Below are 19,759 nucleotides of genomic sequence, written 5' to 3'. Positions count from 1 at the left end.
ATCCGCTACCACCCGGTGCCGGGCTCGTCGTCGAGCCCGGCACCGCGTGTTCTACTGCCGGCGCAGCAGCGGCCTGGTCAGGGCCCAGTAGCCGCCGGCGACCGCGTTGAAGATGCCCAGCCCGGCCGTGGTCGGCACACCGGAGGGCGTGACACGTCCCGTCATCAGCTTCGCGATGACCCCGTCCGGCACCCGACGCTCGGTCTGCAGCTGCCGCCTGCGGGCACGTACCCAGCCACGGTTGCGCCACAGCCAGCCCCACCCCCGCACCTTCTGCCGGGACCAGCCGCCGACGAGCGCGGCGGTGAGCATGGCGACCTCGGTGAGCAGCAACGCGGGTGACAGGACGGCGAGGGTCCGTGCCTCGTACGCGGTGAGCAGGGTGACGAGGCGGTTCCGCTCGACGAGGTAGAGCTTCAGGGCGTTGCGGGAGAACTCGTAGTGGTGCAGCACGACGGCGTCCGGCACGTACTCGAGGCGCAGGCCCCGCTGCCAGAGCCGCAGGCTGAGTTCGGTGTCCTCGTGGTAGGCGAAGTACTCGGCGGCGAAGCCGTCGAGGTCCCGCCAGAGCTGACGGCTGATCACGAAGCAGCACCCGCTGAGCGAGGGAACGACCTTCCGCTGGGCGTGGGCGCTCACCGGCTCGCCGTTTCCGCCGGCCCAGGAGAGGCCGGTGAAGTGCAGCGGGTTGCCACTCGTGTTGATCAACTCGGGCTGGTCGGCCAACCGGATCGACGCCATGGCCGCGCCGACACCCGGCTCGGCGGCCACGGCCGTCGTCTTCGCCACGGCGTCGGGCGCCACCACCGCGTCGGAGTTGACGAACACGAGCCAGTCCCCGGTCGCCTCCGCCGCGCCCACCCGGCAGCCACCGGAGTAACCGGTGTTCTCCTCCGGCCGCACCACCCGCACCCCGGGCAGTCCCTTGACGATGTCGATGCCGTCCCCCGTGCAGCCGTTGTCGACCACGATCAGGTCAACCTCGACGTCGGTGCTGGCCAGCACCGCCCGAGCGGCGTCGACGAGGTACGGCTCCGGGCCGTAGGCGAGCATGACCGCGCTCACCCGTGGTCGGATCATCGAGTGCCTCCGGTGGGGCCGACAGCGACGGTGTCGCGCGAGGGGGCGAGGGGAGTGGTGGGGCCGGGACGGACGGCGTTGCGCAGCAGGAAGGCCATCACGGCCGCCACCATCACCGAGCCACTGGCGTACCCGATCTCGACGCGCAGGGCGACCGGGAGCGGGATGAGCGTGACGGCGACGAGTACCGCGACGCCGACGCACCAGGCGACGGCCTGCGCCCGGTGCCGGTTGAGCGCCAGGAGCACCTGACCGAACACCATCGCCCACAGGTAGGCGAGCGTCGCGACGGCGAGCCAGGCGAAGTCGCCGTGGCCGAGGACGTCCGGGGCGTCGAAGAGGGTGCGTACCAGCCAGGGCCCGAGCAGAACGGCGAGGACCGCCCCGGCGACGCCGAGCGCGGTGACGACGCCCAGGGCCCGCCGGAGCAGGCCCCGGAAGGCGGCGTGGTCGCCGGTGGTGGCGGCGGTGGCCAGGCCGGGCAGCAGCGACGCCTGGAGCGAGGCGAAGACGAACAGCGGGATCCGGACCAGGACGAGGGCGGACAGCAGAGCTCCGGCGGTGGCGGTGTCGCTCGGGTCGAGCAACTTCACGTTGATCACGCCGATGTTGACCACGACCTGCGCGAGGAGGCTGGAGACCACGAGCAGACCCAGGCCACGTACCAGTGTCGTCCAGGCCACGGCGGTGCCGGCGCCGGCCGCCCGCAGGACCGGCGGGGTGGTCAGCGCCACCCCGAGCAGGGGCGCGATGACGAGCACGGCCCCGAACCACACGGGCGAGGTGACGCCGGTGAGGCCGAGCAGGACGACCAGGCCGATCCGAAGCCCGCCGTCGAGGGCGAGTTGCGTGCCGTACCAGGGGAAGAGCTGGAGCCCGGCGAGCACGCCCCGGGTGGTGTGCGCGACCGCCAACGCGGCCAGCGCCCCGATGAGCACGGTGACCATCGTGCCGTCGCCGCCGAACAGCCGGTCGGCGATCGGCTGGCGGGCGACGAGGATCAGCGTGACCAGCCCGAGCAGGATGGCGGCCGCGAGCAGGCCACCCCGCGCCAGGACCGGACCGGCCGGCAGCCCCTGGCTGCGCCGGGCGGCGATGATCCGGGCGACCTCCTGCTCGACGGGCATGAACATGCCGATGCCCAGGGTGAACACGATCGTCCAGAGCACCGAGAGCGAGTTGTAGTCCGCCTCGGTGAGGCTGTGCCCGGCCACGGCCAGATGCACGTACGAGGCGAGCCCGAGAAGGGCCAGCCCGGCACCGACAGCGACGGTGCCGGGCGGGACCAGGCTCAGTAGCCGTCGGATCACCGGCGGATGAGCGCCAGCGTGAGCACCGCGAACGCGCGACCGAGGTAGATCATCGCCTTGGCGGGGGAGTGGCTGGGCGTCCCGGCCATCCGCTTGCGCATGGCCACCGGCACCTGCCGGATGCGGTAACCACGCCGGGCGGTGTGCACCAGGGTCTCCACGGTGTCGCCGAGGTACTCGGCCGGGTACCACCCGGCGAACATCTCGATGACGCGCCGGTTGGCGGCCCGGAAGCCGGAGGTGGTGTCGGTGAGCTTGGTGCGGGCCACCCGGGACAGCACGCCGGAGAGCATGACCATCGCCCAGCGGCGGGGGCCGCGGACGTTGTAGTCACCCTCGCCGGCGAAGCGCGCGCCGATGACCAGGTCGTTGTCGTCGAGCAGGTCGACGAGCTTTGGCACGTACCGGGGGTCGTGCTGGCCGTCGGCGTCGATCTGGATGGCGACGTCGTAGTCGTTGTCGCGGGCGTACCGGTAGCCGAGGCGCATGGCCCCACCGACACCGAGGTTGTACGGCAGTTTCGCGACCCGGGCACCGGCGGCGGCGGCGACCGCGGCGGTGCGGTCGGTGGAACCGTCGTCGACGACGAGCACGTCGACACCGGGCAGCTCACCGCGGACCTCGCCGACGACGTCGGCGATCGAGCCCGACTCGTTGAGGGCCGGGATGATGATCAAGGTGCGCTTGCCGTTAACCATCGGTGGACACCAGTTCGTCTCGGGCCGCCCGGTCCGCGTCGATCTGCGCGCGGAGCAGGGCGAAGTCTTCGGCCAGGGTGCGGGTCTCTTCCTCCAGCGCGCTGACCTCCCAGCTGAGGTGTACGCACACCAGCAGCAGGAAGACGATGCCGAGGAAGAGCACCAGGCTGACACCGGACGCGACACCGAGGAGTTCGGCGACGTTGTCGAGCAGCCGGGGGAACAGGGACAGCGGAATCACGATGATCAGCACGGCGAGCCAGAGCATGCCGTACTTCTCCCGCAGCTGACGGCGGCGCAGCAGCTCGACGATGGTGCCGAGCAGCAGCAGGCCGGTCAGGCCGGTGACGAGGGTGAGCTTCATGCGACCTTCCACGGGGCGGGTGGAGCGGGGGAGTGGAACGCGTCAACCAGGGTGGAGTGCCAATCCGGAAGCGGCGGCAGACCCGCGACCGCCCAGCGGCTGTGCCCTAGCACACTGTACGCCGGACGGGGGGCGGGACGAGGATACCGGTCGCTGGTGGTGGGTCGGATCCGGTCCGGGTCGAGACCTACCAGTGCGAACGCGGCGCGGGCCAACCCGTACCACGTGGTCTGGCCGGCGCAGGTGCCGTGGTAGACGCCGGGCGCCGCCCGACCGTCCAGGGCGGCGTCGGCGAGCGCGACCAGCCGCTCGGCCAGGCGGTACGACCAGGTGGGCTGCCCGCGCTGGTCGTCGACCACGTCGAGGTGTTCGCGCTGGCCGGCCAGCCGCAGCATGGTGGCCACGAAGTTCGGCCCGTGCGCGCCGTACAGCCAGGCGGTGCGGACCACGTACCCGGTGTCCGGCAGCAGGCGGGCGACGGCCTGTTCGCCGACCAGCTTGCCGCGCCCGTACGCGTTGACCGGCGCGGTGGGCGCGTCCTCCGGGTAGGGGAAGTCCGCGTCGCCGGCGAGGACGTAGTCGGTGGAGACCTGGATCAACCGGGCGCCGCTGGTGGCGCACGCCGCCGCGAGGTTCGCCACGCCGTGGCCGTTGACGGCGGTGGCCGCCGCCTCGTCGGTCTCGGCGCCGTCGACGTTCGTCCACGCGGCGGCGTTGATCACGACGTCGTGTCCGGCGACCGCGGCGAGGGCCGCGACGGGGTCGGTGACGTCCAGGTCGGCACGGGCGGCGGCGGTGACCTTCAGGTCGGGCCGGGTCCCCAGGACGGTGACCAGGTCCCGGCCGAGCATCCCGCCGGCACCGGTGACGAGTAGACGGGTCATGCGGTGGGGGCCGACTTCAACGGCTCCCACCAGGCCCGGTTCTCCTGGTACCAGCGCACGGTGTCGGCGAGGCCGTCCTCGAGGGTGACGCTGGGCTGGTAGCCCAGCTCTTCACTGATCTTGGTGATGTCGAGGGAGTACCGGCGGTCGTGGCCCTTGCGGTCGGCGACGGGCACGACGCGGTCCCAGTCGGCGCCGCAGGCCTCCAGGAGCCGGCCGGTGAGCTCCTTGTTGGTCAGCTCGGTGCCGCCACCGATGTTGTAGACCTCGCCGGCGCGGCCCTTGTTCTGGACCAGGGCGATGCCACGGCAGTGGTCGTGCACGTGCAGCCAGTCACGGATGTTGCCGCCGTCGCCGTAGAGCGGCACGGTCCCACCGTCGAGCAGGTTGGTCACGAACAGCGGGATGACCTTCTCGGGGAACTGGTACGGACCGTAGTTGTTGGAGCAGCGGGTGACGACGACGTCCATGCCGTGGGTGCGGTGGTAGGCCAGGGCGAGCAGGTCGGAGCCGGCCTTGGACGCCGAGTACGGCGAGTTCGGCGCGAGGGGCCAGGTCTCGGTCCAGGAGCCCTCGTCGATGGAGCCGTACACCTCGTCGGTGGAGACGTGCACGAAGCGGCTGGTGCCGTGCCGCAGCGCGGCGTCGAGCAGCGTCTGGGTGCCCAGCACGTTCGTGGTGACGAAGGGCGCGGCGCCGGCGATCGAACGGTCGACGTGGGACTCGGCGGCGAAGTGCACGATCACGTCGTGGTCGGCGACGACCTCGTCGACCACGACCGGGTCGCAGATGTCGCCCTGCACGAACCGCAGACGGGGGTCGTCGCGGACGGGGTCGAGGTTGGCCCGGTTGCCCGAGTAGGTCAACTTGTCGAGCACGGTCACGACCGCCGGTTCGAGCGCGGGCACGCCGTCAGCGCCGCCCAGGGGCTTGCCCAGCAGCAGTCGAACGTACTCCGACCCGATGAATCCGGCTCCGCCGGTGACGAGGATCCTCACGGGTCCGAAAGTGTACGCGACGTTCGGCACGGGGCGTGGGATGCGACCCCCGCGCACGTTCCGTATACATGCCGGTAGGCTTCGCCGGTGCGTGGAATCCTACTTGCCGGCGGTACCGGATCGCGGCTGTGGCCGATCACCCGGGCGGTGTCGAAGCAGCTGATGCCGGTCTTCGACAAGCCGATGATCTACTACCCGCTCTCCACCCTGGTGATGTCCGGGGTGTCGGAGATCCTGGTGATCACGACCCCGGAGGACCAGGACCAGTTCCGGCGGCTGCTCGGCGACGGCAGCCAGTTCGGGCTGCGGCTGGAGTACGTCAGTCAGGAGCGCCCGGAGGGCATTGCGCAGGCGTTCATCCTCGGCGCGGACTTCATCGGCGACGAGTCGGTGGCGCTGATCCTGGGCGACAACATCTTCCACGGTGTGGGCCTGGGCCGGCAGCTCGCCGACCACGGTGAGCCCGTCGGCGGCCGGGTCTTCGCCTACCAGGTCGCCAACCCCCAGGAGTACGGCGTTGTCGACTTCGACGCCGACGGTCGGGTGCTCTCGATCGAGGAGAAGCCGGCCCGGCCGAAGTCCCGTTACGCGGTGCCGGGGCTGTACTTCTACGACAACCGGGTGGTCGACATCGCCGGCAAGCTCACCCCGAGTGCTCGCGGCGAGCTGGAGATCACGGCGGTCAACGAGGCGTACCGGGAGACCGGGGAGCTGTCGGTGACCGTGCTGGACCGGGGGACCGCCTGGCTGGACACCGGCACGTTCACCTCGATGATGCAGGCCGCCGAGTTCGTCCGGGTGGTCGAGGAGCGCCAGGGTCTCAAGATCGGCTGTGTCGAGGAGGTGGCCTGGCGGGCCGGCCTGATCGACGACGAGCAGCTGCGCGCGCTGGCCGCCCCGCTGACCAAGAGCGGCTACGGGGACTACCTGCTCGGTCTGCTGGCCGAGCGCGACGGCAACCCCGGTGGGTCCTGGTGAAGATCCGGGAGTTGAGCGTCGAGGGCGCCTGGGAGATCACCCCCCAGCAGCACGGCGACCCGCGCGGCATGTTCATGGAGTGGTACCGCTTCGACCGGCTCGCCGAGGCGGTGGGGCACCCGCTGCGCCTCGCGCAGGCCAACCTGTCGGTCTCCGCGCGTGGTGTGGTGCGGGGCGTCCACTTCGCCGACGTACCCCCGGGGCAGGCCAAGTACGTCACGTGCGTGCGGGGCGCGGTGCTCGACGTGATCGTGGACCTGCGGGTGGGCTCGCCGACGTTCGGCCGGTGGGAGGGCGTCCGGCTCGACGACACCGACCGTCGGGCGGTCTACCTCAGTGAGGGTCTGGGGCACGGTTTCTGCGCGCTGACCGACGACGCGACGCTGAGCTATCTCTGCTCGGCGACGTACAACCCCACGGGTGAGCACGCGGTGCACCCGCTGGACGGGGAGCTGGGCATCGAGTGGCCCGCCGACGTCCCGCTGCTGTCCGCGCGTGACGACGCGGCGCCGACCCTCGCGCAGGCCCGCGAACAAGGGCTGCTGCCGCGGTACGACGAGTGTCGGCGGTTCGTGGCCAGCATAGGACCGGACGGAATGTCGCACTCAACCGGTATGTGACCGCCGCTTGAGCACGACCTGTGGTGCGACAGTGACGAACCGGGCCTCCGGGCGGCTAATGTCTCACCATGGAGCGGCGAATCTTCGGCCTCGAGACCGAGTACGGCGTCACCTGCACCTATCGCGGGCAGCGGCGGCTGTCCCCGGACGAGGTCGCGCGGTATCTGTTCCGTCGCGTGGTCTCCTGGGGCCGGTCGAGCAACGTGTTCCTGCGCAATGGGGCCCGGCTCTACCTGGACGTCGGGTCGCATCCGGAGTACGCGACACCGGAGTGCGACTCGGTGACCGACCTGGTCGCCCACGACCGGGCCGGCGAACGGATCCTGGAGGGTCTGCTCGTCGACGCGGAGAAGCGGCTGCACGACGAGGGCATCGCGGGTGAGATCTACCTGTTCAAGAACAACACCGACTCGGCCGGCAACTCGTACGGCTGCCACGAGAACTACCTGGTCTCCCGGCACGGCGAGTTCGGGCGGCTCGCCGACGTGCTCATCCCGTTCCTGGTCACCCGGCAGCTGATCTGCGGGGCCGGCAAGGTCCTGCAGACCCCGCGCGGCGCGGTCTACTGCCTGTCGCAGCGGGCCGAGCACATCTGGGAGGGCGTCTCCTCGGCGACCACCCGCAGCCGCCCGATCATCAACACCCGTGACGAGCCGCACGCCGACGCCGAGCGGTACCGACGGCTGCACGTGATCGTCGGCGACTCCAACATGAACGAGGTCACCACGCTGCTCAAGGTCGGCACCGCCGACATCGTGCTGCGCATGATCGAGGCCGGGGTGGTGATGCGTGACCTGTCCCTGGAGAACCCGATCCGGGCGATCCGGGAGGTGTCGCACGACATCACCGGCCGGCGCAAGGTCCGCCTCGCCTCCGGCAAGGAGGTCAGCGCCCTCGACATCCAGCAGGAGTACCTGGCCAAGGCCACCGAATTCGTCGAGCGCCGGGGCGGCGACCAGGCCGCCAAGCGCGTCGTCGAGTTGTGGGGCCGGGTGCTCAACGCGGTGGAGACCGGCGACCTGGAACCGGTCTCGCGGGAGATCGACTGGGTCACCAAGCTGCGGCTGATCGAGCGGTACCAGCGCAAGCACGACCTGCCGCTGTCGCACCCCCGGGTGGCGCAGATGGACCTGGCGTACCACGACGTCCGTCGTGGTCGTGGCCTCTACGGGCTGCTGGAGCGCCGCGGCGACGTGGACCGGGTCGCCACCGACCCGGAGATCTTCGAGGCGAAGGAGACCCCGCCGCAGACCACCCGGGCCCGGCTGCGCGGCGAGTTCATCAGGCACGCGCAGGAGAAGCGGCGGGACTTCACCGTCGACTGGGTGCACCTCAAGCTCAACGACCAGGCGCAGCGCACCGTGCTCTGCAAGGACCCGTTCCGGGCGTACGACGAGCGCGTGGAGCGGCTGATCGCCAGCATGTGACGGGTCGGGCCGGCCGTGGCGGTGGTGTCCGTCGCCGGGGCCGGCCGGCCCGGTAGTCTGGGCGCGCCATGACGACTTCTGGACCTTCCGACCGCCCCGGGGGCGGCACCGAGCGGCAGAACTGGGTCGAACGTCGGCGGGAGAAGATCCGCGCCGAGATCGACCGGAACCGCCGCGGCGACTACACCGTGCCGACCTGGGTGCTGGCCCTGGCGCTGATCCTCATCGTCGGCGGCTGGCTGGCCCTGATCTTCCTCGCCTGAACGCGGCTGGCCGGCGGGCCGGTCAGGGGAGCCGGGTGACGGCGTGGCGGCCGGCCGCGGCGGCGGTCAGGAAGTAGGCGTGGTCGGCGTCCAAGCCGCGGCCCATCGTGGACAGCGGCACGACGCTGGCCCGCAGCGCCGCGTCGAGACCGTCGGTCGGCACCCGGACGATCCGGTGCCGGGCCGCCAGGGGCGCCAGCGCGGCGTCCACCTCGGCGGCGAGGTCCGGGTCCAGGGCGTCGGGGAGCACCAGTTCCGCCGGGGCCAGCGCGACCCGGCCGTACGCGGTGAGGCTGTGGTGTGACACGCCCCGGTGCCGGGGGCGGGGGTCGGCGGCGGAGATCCGCAGTGACCCGACCGGTCGGCCGCCGAGCGTGGCGATCGCGTTGACCGCCTCGCCGACGGCGACCCCGGAGAAGCCCCACCGGGTGCCGGTGCCCAGGTTGCCGGGGCCCTGGGCCACGATCGCCACGTCGGCGTCGAGCACGTGCCGGGCGGCGAGCAGGCCGCCGTGCAGCGTGGTGGCCTCCAGGTCGCCACCGAACGCCTGCCCGACGGTGATCGTGCCGGCCAGATCGGCGCGCAGCCCGGCGAGGGAGCGGGAGAACCAGGCCGGCAGCGCCCCACCGTCGGTCAGCAGGTACGCCACCCGGGCGTGCGGGGCGTCGGCCCGAATGCCGGCCAGGATCGCCGGCAGGGCCGAGTGCAGGTCGGCCGTGACCACTGGCAGTCCGTCCAGGTCGTCGGCGTCGGCCATGACGTCGCGGTGCGGGGACGCCTCCTCGTCGACGCCGAGCAGGATCGGTTGCAGCGGCGTGTAGCGGGCCTTGACGAGGTGCCCGGCGTCGCGGGTGTCGGCGACGTCCGGCGGGTCCGGCGGCAGCCGGTCCGGCAGGGCCACCACCAGGGCGTACCCGCCGGTGCCGAGCCCCATCAGCAGCGCGCCGGCGTTGAGCAGCACCCGGTCGCCGGGCTCGGGGGTGCCGACCAGCTCCGGGTACGCCAGCGCCCGCATGCGCGTGCCGTCGGGCAGGTCGACGTCCAGTTCCACCGCCCCGGTCCACTGCCGTCGCAGCGTCGCCACCGTCCCCGTACGCCATCGCACCATGACGGGCACGCTAGCCGCGCGTGCCGGGCGGGCCGCGTCCGGGTGCGGGTGGTGGGCCGGGTTCAGGCCGGTTCGGGGTCGCCGCCGGCGTCCGGGCTCGGTCTGGCCTGGGTCTGTCGGGCGCGGCCGGTCGCGCCGGGCAGCGAGCGGGTGGGGTCGAGGAAGACGAAGCGGATCTCCGGGTACCGGTCGGTGAGCCGGCGTTCGGCCTCGTCGGCGGTCGCCTCGATCTGCGCGCCGGTGGCCTCGTCCCGGAAGTCGACCTTCGCGGCGACCAGGATGTCGTCCGGGCCGAGCTGCATGGTCAGCAGGGTGTCGATGCGTTCCACCTCGGGCAGCCCGGCCAGCTCCCGCTCGATCTCCCGACGCAGCCGGTCCGGGACCGCCCGGCCGACCAGCAGCGACAGGTTGTTGCTGGCCAGGATGCCGGCGACGGCCAGCAGCAGCAGGCCGATCAGGATCGACGCGACGCCGTCCCACAGCTCGTCGCCGGTGGCGTGCGACAGGCCGACGCCGAGGCCGGCCAGCAGCAGGCCGATCAGGGCGGCGCTGTCCTCCAGGAAGACCGCCTTGACTGTGGTGTCGGCGGTCAGCCGCAGGAACCGCCACGGCGTCGTCTCCCAGCGTCGGGACTCGCGGCGGACCTGGCGTACGGCCCGGCTCAGCGAGATCGACTCGATGACGAACGACACCCCGAGCACGACGTACGAGATCAGGTAGTTGCCGCTGTGCTCGTGCACCAGGATCGTGGTGACGCCGTGGGTGACGGCGAAACCGGCGCCGGCGACGAAGGTGAACATGGCGGCGAAGAACGCCCAGACGTAGCTCTCCTTGCCGTACCCGAAGGGGTGCCGCTGGTCCGCCGGCCGCGCGCCGCGCCGCAGCGCCTGGAAGAGCAGCACCTCGGTGGTGGTGTCGGCGACCGAGTGCGCCGCCTCGGAGAGCATCGCGGCCGACCCGGAGATCAGCCCGGCGATCAGTTTGGCCACCGCGATGGCGAGGTTCGCGGCGCCCGCGACGACGACGGTGCCGACGCTCTCGCTCTCCGGTCTGGCCTCCGCCTGCGACATGAGGATCACCCTATGACCGGTGGTGGCGGCGTGCCGGGCTAGTGCCGCGCGACACCACCGATCCGAACAGATGTGCGGCACGCCCGCGTGGGTGCACGTCACGGGCGCGTCGGCTGCTAGCGTCTACCGCGTGTCGCGGACCCGCACCGAACGCCTGGTCAACCTGGTGATCTGCCTGCTGTCCACGCGACGGTTCCTGACCGCCGCGCAGATCGCCGCGACCGTGCCCGGTTACGAGCATGATCCGGACGACGCGCGCGACCACGAGGCGTTCCAACGCAAGTTCGAACGGGACAAGGCCGAGCTGCGCGAGTTGGGCGTGCCGTTGGAGACCGGGACGGCCAGCGCCTTCGACGCCGAGCCCGGCTACCGCATCGCCCACCGTGAGTACGCGCTGCCCGACATCCCCCTGGAACCGGACGAGGCCGCCGCCGTGGGCATCGCCGCCCGACTCTGGCAGCACGCGGGGCTGGCCGCCGCCGCGTCGTCCGGTCTGGCCAAGCTGCGCGCCGCCGGCGTGGACGTGGACCCGCAGGCCACCCTCGGCCTGGAGCCGATGGTGACCGTCGACCCGGCGTTCGCGCCGCTGACCGCCGCCGCGCGGGACCGCCGCGAGGTGGGCTTCGACTACCGGGTGCCCGACCGGGACGCGCCCAGCCGCCGCCGGCTCCAGCCGTGGGGCGTGGTCTGCTGGCGGGGCCGGTGGTACGTGGTGGGCCACGACCTGGACCGGGCGGCGACCCGCTGCTTCCGGCTGTCCCGGGTGGTCGGCGCGGTGCGGGTGACCGGCGAGCCCGGCGCCTACCAACCGCCGCCGAACGAGGATCTGATCAGCCACGTGGCCCGCTGGTCGGGGCCTGTGGAACGCACCGGCCGGGCCACCGTGCTGGCCGCTCCGGGCCGGGCCGCCGGGCTGCGCCGCTGGGCGGTCGAGGTGACCGCCGGGCCGGACGGCGACCGGCTGGTCCTGCCGTACGCCGACCCGGACTCCCTCGCCGGTCACCTGGTCGGGTACGGGCCGGACGTGCGGGTGCTCGACCCGCCGGAGGTCCGCGAGGCGGTCATCCAGCGACTCAAGGAGATCGCCGTGCGGCACGACGAGTTGGCCGTCACCGGGGGTGCCCGGTGACCCGCCCGGCGACCCGGGGTGGGTCCCGCGCGTCCGCCGACCGGCTCGCCCGTCTGCTCAACCTGGTGCCCTACCTGCTGGCCCGGCCCGGCATCGAGATCGCCGAGGCGGCCGGTGACCTGGGTGTCACCGAGCGGCAGCTCCGGGAGGATCTGGAGCTGCTCTGGGTGTGCGGTCTGCCCGGCTACGGCCCCGGTGACCTGATCGACATGGCGTTCGACGGTGACCGTGTGACGATCACCTACGACGCCGGCATCGACAGGCCGCTGCGGCTCACCCCGGACGAGGCTCTCGCGCTCGTGGTGGCGCTGCGGATGCTGGCCGAGACCCCCGGGGTGGCCAACCGGGACGCCGTCGAACGCGCTCTGGCGAAGATCGAGGACGCGGGCGACCTGGTGGGCGCGCCGGTGGCGGTGCGGCTGCCCGGGGACACCCGGCGGGTGGAGGCGCTGCGCGCCGCCGTCGAGGGGGGCAGGGCCCTGCGGATCACCTACTACACGGCGGCCCGGGACGAGACCACCGAGCGTGTCATCGACCCGCTGCGGGTGCTGATGGTCGGCGGTCGGGCGTACGTCGAGGCGTGGTGCCGGCGCGCGGAGGCGGTCCGGTTGTTCCGGGCGGACCGGATCGACGCGATCACCGAGTTGGACGAGCCGGCCACGGTTCCGCCGCAGGCCGTGCCGCACGACCTCACCGAGGGCGTGTTCCGTCCCTCACCGGACCTGCCGCTGATCACCCTGCGGATCGGTCGGGGTGAACGGTGGATCACCGAGTACTACCCGTGCGAGCGGGTCGAGGCCGGCGACGGCGACCAGTGGCTCGTCTCGCTGCGGGTGACCGACCTGGGGTGGGCGCGCCGGTTCGTGCTCGGTCTCGGCCCGGAGGTCACCGTGGTCTCCCCGCCCGAGCTGGCCGAGCAGGTCCGCGCCACGGCTGCCGCCGCCCTGGACGCGTACGCCGTGCCCGCGCCCACCGTCGTGCCCGCGCCGGCCGAGGTCGACCCGGTGACCGCGCCGTCGGGCGACCGGGCGGTGGCCGCCGGCACCCAGTAGGCTGACCGCCGTGCTGATCTGGATCGTGCTCGCGGTGGTGCTGCTCCCGCTCGTGGCGCTGGCGCTGGCTGTGCGCCCGGTGCTGTCCCGGTTGCCCCGACTGCGCCGCGCCGCCGTGGCGTTGCAGCGGCGGGCCGAGGAGGCCGAGACACTGCGGGAGTCCGCCGAGGCGTTGCAGGCGCGCGCCGAGGGGGTCCAGCGGCAACTCGACACCGCGCAGCAGCGCCTCGCGGTGATCAAGGCCAGACGCGGCTGACGGCGCGGTCGGCCAGCGTGGTTGACGGATCATCGCGCGTTGGTCAAGACTTCACCGGCCGGGCCGGACCACCACCACCCGGCGGGTGGCATCGGGCCGATTCGGACGTACGATGGGCTGCGTACCACCCCCGGACACAGAGCGACTGGAGCTTCTCATGGGTGCCCTCAAGCCGTGGCACATCGCCGTTCTCGTGGTTGTGCTGATCCTGCTCTTCGGTGCGAAGCGGCTTCCCGACGCGGCCCGCTCGCTCGGCCGTTCGCTGCGGATCATCAAGGCCGAGACCAAGAGCCTGCAGGACGACGACCGCGACCTCGCCGAGAAGGCCGACGCGCAGGCCGGCTACCAGCCGCTGCCGCCGCACGCCGGGCAGCAGGCGCCGTACGCCGGGCAGCCGCAGCAGGCCCCGTACCAGGCCCCGCCACAGCAGCCGGTCGTCGACCCGGTGCACCGCGTCCGCGACAACTGACCGAAGGGCCCGAGTCCCGTGGCCTTCGCCCTGCGTAAACGCGGCCCGAGCAGTTTCGAACGGGCCGCCGACGGCTCGATGACGCTCATCGAGCATGTCCGCGAGCTGCGCAACCGTCTGTTCCGCGCGTCCGTGGCGATCCTGATCGGCTTCGCCCTGGGCGTCTGGCTCGCCAAGCCGGTGCTGCACCTGCTCCAGCAGCCGTACTGCGACCTGCCGCAGGCCAGGATCGTCAACGGCAAGTGCGAGTTCGTGCAGCTCGGTCCGGCCGACCTGTTCCTGCTCAACCTCAAGGTCGCGCTCTGGGTCGGGTTGATCGTGGCCGCGCCGGTCTGGCTCTACCAGCTCTGGGCGTTCATCGCGCCGGGTCTGCACCGGCACGAGCGGCGGTACGCGTACTTCTTCACCGCGCTCGCCGCGCCGCTGTTCGCGGCCGGCGCGGTGCTGGCGTACTTCGTCACGGCCAAGGGCCTGGAGTTCCTGCTCAGCATCTCGGACAGCGAGATCAGCACGACTCTGGAGATCACCAAGTACATCTCCTTCGTCACCAATCTGATCCTGCTGTTCGGGGTGGCGTTCGAGTTCCCGTTGATCGTGTTGATGCTCAACTTCGTGGGCATCGCCAGCGCGAAGCGGCTGCTCAGCTGGTGGCGAGTGGCGATCTTCGTGTTCTTCGCGTTCTCCGCCGTGGTCACCCCCACCCCGGACCCGTTCGGGATGACGGCCCTGGCGATCTGCCTCTCGGCGCTCTACTTCGGGGCGGTGGGCATCGCCTTCCTCAACGACCGGCGGCGAGGGCGAGGCAAGGAGATCTACGCAGGCATCGACGACGACGAGGTGTCGCCGTTGGAGTTCGACGCGGATCCGGTGGTGGCCGGGCAGCGGGTCGACGCCAGCGCGCCGATCGGTGCGCCCGAGCCGATCGCCAGGCCGGCGCCGATCGAACGCCGTTACGACGACATGACCTGACGGCCCCGCGCCGCCCGGTCCGCCGACGCCGTCCCCGCCTGCCGGGGGCGGCGTCGCCGTGTCCCCGTGGGCGTGTCCGGCGGGGCTGTCCGCGACGGTGCCTGCCCCCGGTGAACGGCGGGCGCCCGACCGGTACGGTGCTGCGCGTGACCGCAGACGATCACCTGCCCGGCCCGGTCGCCGTGCTCACCAACCCGACGGCGGGGCGGGGACGGCACCGCGGGCTGCTGCCCCGGCTGCTGGACGGGTTGGCCGCCGCCGGCCGGCCGATCCGGCTGCTGTCCGCGTCCAGCCCTGTCGAGGCGGAGACGGCGTGCCGTGCCGCGGTCGCCGAGGGAGCCGGTGCGCTGGTGGCGGTCGGCGGCGACGGCACGGTGCACCGGGCGGTGCAGGCCGTCGCCGGCACCGACGTGCCGTTCGGCCCGGTGCCGGCGGGCACCGGCAACGACTTCGCCCTGGACACCGGTTTTCCGGCGGATCCGCTCGCGGCGGTGGCGGTGATCGCCGACGCGCTGCGTGCCGGGCGCAGCAGGCCGGTCGACCTTGCCCGGATGACGGACACCGACGGCGTCCACCGTTGGTACGGGGCGGTCCTCGCGGCCGGCTTCGACGCGATCGTCAACGAGCGGGCCAACCGGATGCGCTGGCCGCGTGGCCCCCGCCGGTACGACCTGGCGATCGTGGTGGAGCTGGCCCGGCTGCGGCCCCGCCGGTACACGTTGCGCCTCGACGGGGTGCCCCACGAGGTGGACGCGGTTCTGGTGGCGGTGGGCAACTGCCCCACGTACGGCGGCGGGATGCGGATCTGTCCCGACGCCGACCCGACCGACGGGCTGCTGGACGTGGTGGTGGCGGGGCGGGTCGACCGGCTGACCCTGGTCCGGGTGAAGCCGCGCATCTACCAGGGCACCCACGTGGACCACCCGCTGGTGTCGAGCTACCGGGCGCGCACCGTGGAGCTGGCCGCCGAGGGCATCGTCACGTACGCCGACGGGGAACGGTCCCTCGGGCTGCCGGTGACGATCACTGCCGTGCCGGGGGCGCTGCGGCTGCTGCTCTGACCCGTACGGCGCCGATGCTGGCGGCGATTACCAGCACGATGGCGGCGCACTCCAGCAGGGTCAGCGCCTGCCGCAGCACCAGCCAGCCGGCGAGGGTGGCGATGGCCGGGCCGAGGCTCATCAGCACCGCGAAGGTGGCGGTGGGCATGCGCCGCAGCGCCAGCAGTTCCAGCGTGTACGGCAGGCCGGAGGCGAGGACCGCCAGGGCGGTGCCGAGCGCCAGGATCGTCGGGTCGAGCAGCACGGCGCCGCCGTCGACGATGCCCAGGGGGAGGGTGACCAGCGCGGCGACGGTCAGCGCCAGGGCGAGCCCGTCCGCGCCCGGGAACCGGCCGCCGACCCGCGCGCTGAGCACGATGTACGCCGCCCACATGGCGCCCGCGCCGAACGAGAACGCCACACCCGCCGGGTTGAGCCGGTCGAAGCCGCCCTGCCCGAGCAGCGCGACCCCGGCCAGCGCCAGTCCGGCCCAGCACCAGCTCGCCAGCCGACGTGCGGTGAAGACCGACAGCGCCAGCGGACCGAGCACCTCGAGGGTCACCGCCGGGCCGAGGGGGATCCGTTCGATGGCCTGGTAGAACAGCGAGTTCATGCCGGCCAGCGCCAGCCCGAACGCGCCCGCCGCGACCCAGGCCGACCGGTCGTACCCGCGCAGGCGCGGCCGGCACACGACGAGCAGCAGGACGGCCGAGATGGTCAGGCGCAGGGTCACCGCCCCGGCCACCCCGGTACGGGGGAAGATCAGCGCGGCCACGGCGGAGCCGAACTGCACCGACAGGGCCCCGCCCAGCACCAGGCCCACTGCGGCGATGCCACCGCGACGCTCCGGTGGCGCGTCGGCCGGGTTCGGCGCGGGCCGCAGGGTGTCGGTCACGGTGATGACGCTAGGCGGTCGGTGCGGTCCGCCCACCGGCGGTGTCCACCTCCGCGATCGGAGAGCCGGCGGCGGAAATCGAGGGACGTCAGAGCTTCGATGGGTCGGCTATCCTGCGCGCAGCCCTGTTGATCGACAGTTGGGAGTCGACGTGCGCCTCGGCCTGGTCACGGTCTCCGCTTCGCCGCCGGAGCACGCCCGGTACTGATCGGGTGCCGCCGGAGATTCCGTCCGGTGGTCTGGTGCTCCTCGCCGCGGAGCGGTCCCACGACGACCGTTTCCCTCCCTGGCTCGAGGAGCTCTTGTGCGTGCCCTTGTATCCGCGCGTCTCGGCGCGGACTTCACCAGACTCTGGACCGCCGCGGCGGTGTCCACCATCGGCGACGGGGTCACCATGGCCGCCGGTCCGCTGCTTGTCGCATCCGTCAGTGACGACCCGGCCCTGGTGGCCGGAGCCGTCTTCGCGCAGCAACTGCCCTGGCTGCTCCTGGCCCTGATCAGCGGCGCCTATGTCGACCGACTCGATCGGCGTCGCCTGGTCGTGGTCGTCAACCTGGCGCGGGCCGCGGCCCTGGCGGGGTTGGCGGCCACCGTCGCGACGGGAACCGTCACCGTGCCCGTCATCTACGCGGTGCTCTTCGTACTGGGAGTGGGTGAGACCCTCGCGGACACGGCGATGGGTGCCCTGCTCCCCGCGGTGGTCGCACCGGACCGGCTGCCGAGCGCCAACGCCCGGCTGTACGCGAGCTTCACCATCGGCAACCAGTTCGTGGCGAAACCGCTTGGCGCGTGGTTGTTCGTCGTCTCGGCCGCCGTGCCGTTCGGCGTGGACGCGCTCACCTTCGCGATCTCCGCGGCGCTGGTCGCGGGCATCCGGAAGGTCCCGGTCGTCGACGAACCTCGCCGGCGGTCCTCGCTGCGCGACGAGGTCGCCGCCGGTGTGCGGTGGCTGTGGCGGCACCGCCTGCTGCGGACCCTCGCCGTGAGCATGGGCCTGAGCAACGTCGCGTTCGGTGCGGCGTTCGCCGTGTTCGTCCTCTACTGCCGGGAACGCCTCGGCCTCTCCGCCGTCGGCTACGGCGTCCTGCTGACCGCGTTCGCGGTCGGGGGCCTGCTCGGCACCACTGTCGCCGCCATACTCACCCGCGCGCTCGGCAGCGCCACCGTGTTGCGTGCCGGGCTGGTCATCGAGGTTGTCACGCACGTGTCCCTCGCGGTCACGACGACACCCTGGGCGGCGAGCCTCGTGCTCGTGGTGTTCAGCGTCCACGCCATGGTCTGGGGAGTCACCGTCACCTCGGTCCGGCAACGGGTCGTGCCACCACGACTGCGGGGCAGGGTGGGCAGCGTCTACGCGTTGCTGGATCTCGGCGGGGCCGCGCTGGGGTCGCTCCTCGGCGGGCTGCTCGCCAGTACCTGGGCGATCACCACACCCTTCTGGATCGCCGCCGTCGCGATGGCGGTGATCACGGGCCTCGCCTGGCGTCCACTGCGCGACGCCGCAGCCGCCTGACGAACCCGGCCCCGAACGGGGAGTCCGCCCCCGTTCGGGGCCGGGTGCCGGGCCCCTGCCGGGATGTCGGGGCGTCGACACGGCCGGCCTGTTCGCCACGGCGGTGCTACCGGCGTACCGTCCCTGGTATGACCAGCGCGATGCGGAAGTTGTCGATCTCCGTGCCCCCCGACGTGGCGGAGCGCCTGGAGCGCGAGGCCAACGCCAGCGCCTACATCACCCAGGCCGTCCGTGACCGGATGCGTCTGGACGCCCTCGACGCGGAGCTGGCCCACCAGGGCATCGCCATCACCGAGCAGGGCGTGGCCAGGGCGCGCGCCCGTCGTGCCGCCGTCGAGGCCGAGTGGTCGCCGGAGCGCCGCAGCGCCCTTCGGGACCGCGCCCGCCAGCACGCGCCGGACGCCGCCGCGGGCGCCCTCGACCAGCCGGCCGCGTGACCCACGAGGACGACCGGCCGGTGCGCCTCGTGCTGGACCGGTCGGCGCTGCTGGCGTACCTGGCCGGGTCGGTGCACGTCGGGGAGCCGCTGCACGAGGTCATCCAGGACCGCAACAGGTTCGGCGTGACGGCCGTGACCGCGGCGGAGGTCATGGCGATGGTCGGCGACCCGAAGGACCGGGCGACGCTGCACCGGCTGCTGACCCTGGACGCCTGCGAGATGATCTCCACCGAGGGACGTTCCTGGCATGAACTCAGCTTCTGGCGGACGGTGACGGGTCGTGCCGACCTGGCGACCACCGTGCTGGCCGTCCTCGACCACGACGCCTCGATCCTGACCGGGGAGGACCGGTACGGCGACGGTGAGCTGCCGGTGATCCGTATCCCGAACTGAGTGCCGGATCAGGCCGGCAGGGCCAGGTCCAGGACGGCGCCCAGTCCGTTCTCCCGGCCCGGCTCGGCGGCCGGCAGCACCAGCACCGCGCAGCCGGCGGACACCGCGCCCGCGTCCGCCGGGGTGTCGCCGACCATCAGGGTCTGCTCGGGCTCGACACCGAGCATCCCGCAGGCCCGCCAGAAGATCGCCGGGTCGGGTTTGCAGCGCCCGACCTCGTAGGACAGCACGAACGCGTCGACGAGGTCGGTCAACCCCCAGGTGTCGAAGTGCGGCCGCAGGTCGAAGCCGATGTTGCTGACCACCCCCACCCGCACCCCGGCGTCACGCAGCGCGCTGAGCGTGGGGGCGGTGTCCGGGTACGGCAGCCAGCCGTCGGCGGTGAGCAGGCGCTCGTAGAGCGCGTCGGCGAAGCCCTCGATGCCCGTCTCGACGGTCTCGGCGAGACCCGTGTACGCGCCCCGGTGGGCGTGTTGGTAGAGGTCGCGGTCGGCCCACAACTCGGCGAGCCGGGGCGGCACCCGCGCCGGCAGCGGCCCACCGGCCCGCCCGGCGGTCAGCAGCCGGTCGGCAAGCGAGGTGGCGCGGACCCGGTCCAGGGTGACCCCGCACGCGGCCGCGGCCTCCAGCACCCACCGGCGGGGCTCCTCCACCTGGGCGAGGGTGCCGTGGAAGTCGAAGAGCACCGCCTTGACGGGCCGTCGGGACGCCCGCGGGGCGGCGGCGGCCTCGGCGCTGCCCGGCGGACGGGTCTGGGGCGGTTCGGCATGATCCGGCACGCCGTGCACCCTACCGACCCCCGCC

The 19,759-nt window shown here is 72.7% G+C and carries 23 protein-coding genes; 13 read left to right on the top strand and 10 right to left on the bottom strand.

All coding sequences use genetic code 11. From position 1 onward, the window contains the following. Positions 1 to 51 precede the first annotated feature (51 nt). The 6 genes from ABZS77_RS27935 to rfbB are packed head-to-tail and all read right to left on the bottom strand — an operon-like array spanning position 52 to position 5,334. A complete protein-coding gene (locus ABZS77_RS27935) occupies positions 52 to 1,080 on the bottom strand; it encodes a glycosyltransferase family 2 protein (protein WP_354828846.1) in 1,029 nt (342 codons plus the stop codon). Further along, a complete protein-coding gene (locus ABZS77_RS27930; RefSeq protein ID WP_354828844.1) occupies positions 1,077 to 2,390 on the bottom strand; it encodes a polysaccharide biosynthesis protein in 1,314 nt (437 codons plus the stop codon). The genes ABZS77_RS27935 and ABZS77_RS27930 overlap by 4 nt, the downstream gene beginning before the upstream one ends. Beyond that, complete coding sequence (locus tag ABZS77_RS27925; RefSeq protein ID WP_354828841.1) at positions 2,387 to 3,088, bottom strand: glycosyltransferase family 2 protein; 702 nt, start codon at positions 3,086 to 3,088, stop codon at positions 2,387 to 2,389. Before ABZS77_RS27925 ends, ABZS77_RS27930 begins: the two co-directional genes overlap by 4 nt. Beyond that, positions 3,081 to 3,452: a DUF2304 domain-containing protein gene (locus ABZS77_RS27920; protein ID WP_139584287.1), complete on the bottom strand. Its 372-nt coding sequence runs from the start codon at positions 3,450 to 3,452 to the stop codon at positions 3,081 to 3,083. Before ABZS77_RS27920 ends, ABZS77_RS27925 begins: the two co-directional genes overlap by 8 nt. Next, positions 3,449 to 4,336, bottom strand: coding sequence for a dTDP-4-dehydrorhamnose reductase (rfbD, locus tag ABZS77_RS27915; protein ID WP_354828838.1), 888 nt, complete (start codon positions 4,334 to 4,336; stop codon positions 3,449 to 3,451). Before rfbD ends, ABZS77_RS27920 begins: the two co-directional genes overlap by 4 nt. Next, complete coding sequence (gene rfbB / locus ABZS77_RS27910; protein ID WP_354828836.1) at positions 4,333 to 5,334, bottom strand: dTDP-glucose 4,6-dehydratase; 1,002 nt, start codon at positions 5,332 to 5,334, stop codon at positions 4,333 to 4,335. The genes rfbD and rfbB overlap by 4 nt, the downstream gene beginning before the upstream one ends. A gap of 87 nt (positions 5,335 to 5,421) precedes the next feature. On the opposite strand from rfbB, the gene rfbA reads away from it, so the two are divergent. From rfbA to ABZS77_RS27890, 4 genes are all read left to right on the top strand, one after another. After that, positions 5,422 to 6,312, top strand: coding sequence for a glucose-1-phosphate thymidylyltransferase RfbA (gene rfbA, locus ABZS77_RS27905; protein ID WP_354828833.1), 891 nt, complete (start codon positions 5,422 to 5,424; stop codon positions 6,310 to 6,312). After that, positions 6,309 to 6,932: a dTDP-4-dehydrorhamnose 3,5-epimerase gene (rfbC, locus tag ABZS77_RS27900; RefSeq protein WP_354828830.1), complete on the top strand. Its 624-nt coding sequence runs from the start codon at positions 6,309 to 6,311 to the stop codon at positions 6,930 to 6,932. The genes rfbA and rfbC overlap by 4 nt, the downstream gene beginning before the upstream one ends. 68 nt (positions 6,933 to 7,000) lie before the next feature. Further along, the gene (gene pafA, locus ABZS77_RS27895) at positions 7,001 to 8,359 is read left to right on the top strand and encodes a Pup--protein ligase (RefSeq protein WP_354828827.1); all 1,359 of its coding nucleotides are present in this window, start codon (positions 7,001 to 7,003) and stop codon (positions 8,357 to 8,359) included. 68 nt (positions 8,360 to 8,427) lie between these two features. Further along, entirely contained in the window at positions 8,428 to 8,622 is a 195-nt protein-coding gene (locus ABZS77_RS27890) for a hypothetical protein (RefSeq protein WP_354828824.1), read from the top strand. A 22-nt stretch (positions 8,623 to 8,644) separates the two neighbouring features. Here the strand turns inward: ABZS77_RS27890 and ABZS77_RS27885 are convergent, their stop codons facing one another. Together ABZS77_RS27885 and ABZS77_RS27880 are read right to left on the bottom strand one after the other, a co-directional pair. After that, positions 8,645 to 9,730 (bottom strand): DUF3866 family protein, encoded by a 1,086-nt coding sequence (locus ABZS77_RS27885; RefSeq protein WP_354828821.1) that lies wholly within the window; start codon positions 9,728 to 9,730, stop codon positions 8,645 to 8,647. Between the two features lie 62 nt (positions 9,731 to 9,792). After that, positions 9,793 to 10,800: a cation diffusion facilitator family transporter gene (locus ABZS77_RS27880; protein WP_354828818.1), complete on the bottom strand. Its 1,008-nt coding sequence runs from the start codon at positions 10,798 to 10,800 to the stop codon at positions 9,793 to 9,795. A 130-nt stretch (positions 10,801 to 10,930) separates the two neighbouring features. On the opposite strand from ABZS77_RS27880, the gene ABZS77_RS27875 reads away from it, so the two are divergent. The 6 genes from ABZS77_RS27875 to ABZS77_RS27850 all read left to right on the top strand — a co-directional run bounded on the left by ABZS77_RS27875 (position 10,931) and on the right by ABZS77_RS27850 (position 15,736). Then, positions 10,931 to 11,929, top strand: coding sequence for a WYL domain-containing protein (locus ABZS77_RS27875; protein ID WP_354828815.1), 999 nt, complete (start codon positions 10,931 to 10,933; stop codon positions 11,927 to 11,929). Further along, the gene (locus ABZS77_RS27870; RefSeq protein WP_354828812.1) at positions 11,926 to 12,981 is read left to right on the top strand and encodes a YafY family protein; all 1,056 of its coding nucleotides are present in this window, start codon (positions 11,926 to 11,928) and stop codon (positions 12,979 to 12,981) included. Before ABZS77_RS27875 ends, ABZS77_RS27870 begins: the two co-directional genes overlap by 4 nt. A gap of 10 nt (positions 12,982 to 12,991) precedes the next feature. Next, the gene (locus ABZS77_RS27865; protein ID WP_354828810.1) at positions 12,992 to 13,237 is read left to right on the top strand and encodes a hypothetical protein; all 246 of its coding nucleotides are present in this window, start codon (positions 12,992 to 12,994) and stop codon (positions 13,235 to 13,237) included. A 157-nt stretch (positions 13,238 to 13,394) separates the two neighbouring features. Then, entirely contained in the window at positions 13,395 to 13,706 is a 312-nt protein-coding gene (tatA, locus tag ABZS77_RS27860; protein WP_139584298.1) for a Sec-independent protein translocase subunit TatA, read from the top strand. Positions 13,707 to 13,724: 18 nt separating this feature from the next. Further along, positions 13,725 to 14,675: a twin-arginine translocase subunit TatC gene (gene tatC / locus ABZS77_RS27855; RefSeq protein WP_354828808.1), complete on the top strand. Its 951-nt coding sequence runs from the start codon at positions 13,725 to 13,727 to the stop codon at positions 14,673 to 14,675. Positions 14,676 to 14,812: 137 nt separating this feature from the next. After that, on the top strand, positions 14,813 to 15,736 hold the full coding sequence (locus ABZS77_RS27850) for a diacylglycerol kinase (RefSeq protein ID WP_354828922.1): 924 nt from the start codon (positions 14,813 to 14,815) through the stop codon (positions 15,734 to 15,736). Here the strand turns inward: ABZS77_RS27850 and ABZS77_RS27845 are convergent. Then, on the bottom strand, positions 15,699 to 16,616 hold the full coding sequence (locus tag ABZS77_RS27845; RefSeq protein WP_354828919.1) for an EamA family transporter: 918 nt from the start codon (positions 16,614 to 16,616) through the stop codon (positions 15,699 to 15,701). The genes ABZS77_RS27850 and ABZS77_RS27845 overlap by 38 nt on opposite strands. 298 nt (positions 16,617 to 16,914) lie before the next feature. Here ABZS77_RS27845 and ABZS77_RS27840 point away from each other — a divergent pair, with 298 nt between their 5' ends. From ABZS77_RS27840 to ABZS77_RS27830, 3 genes are all read left to right on the top strand, one after another. After that, positions 16,915 to 18,123 (top strand): MFS transporter, encoded by a 1,209-nt coding sequence (locus tag ABZS77_RS27840; RefSeq protein ID WP_354828805.1) that lies wholly within the window; start codon positions 16,915 to 16,917, stop codon positions 18,121 to 18,123. Positions 18,124 to 18,251: 128 nt separating this feature from the next. Further along, a complete protein-coding gene (locus ABZS77_RS27835) occupies positions 18,252 to 18,560 on the top strand; it encodes a hypothetical protein (protein WP_354828802.1) in 309 nt (102 codons plus the stop codon). Further along, positions 18,557 to 18,955: a hypothetical protein gene (locus tag ABZS77_RS27830; protein WP_354828800.1), complete on the top strand. Its 399-nt coding sequence runs from the start codon at positions 18,557 to 18,559 to the stop codon at positions 18,953 to 18,955. The genes ABZS77_RS27835 and ABZS77_RS27830 overlap by 4 nt, the downstream gene beginning before the upstream one ends. An 8-nt stretch (positions 18,956 to 18,963) precedes the next feature. Here the strand turns inward: ABZS77_RS27830 and ABZS77_RS27825 are convergent, their stop codons facing one another. Further along, positions 18,964 to 19,734, bottom strand: a complete 771-nt coding sequence (locus ABZS77_RS27825) for an HAD-IA family hydrolase (protein WP_354828797.1) — start codon at positions 19,732 to 19,734, stop codon at positions 18,964 to 18,966. Between the last annotated feature and the right edge of the window lie 25 nt (positions 19,735 to 19,759).

This window comes from Micromonospora sp. NPDC005298 (genome assembly GCF_040607375.1).
Lineage (GTDB): Bacteria > Actinomycetota > Actinomycetes > Mycobacteriales > Micromonosporaceae > Micromonospora.
Note: the sequence above shows the minus strand (reverse complement) of the source record. Positions and strands in the feature narration are given on the sequence as shown.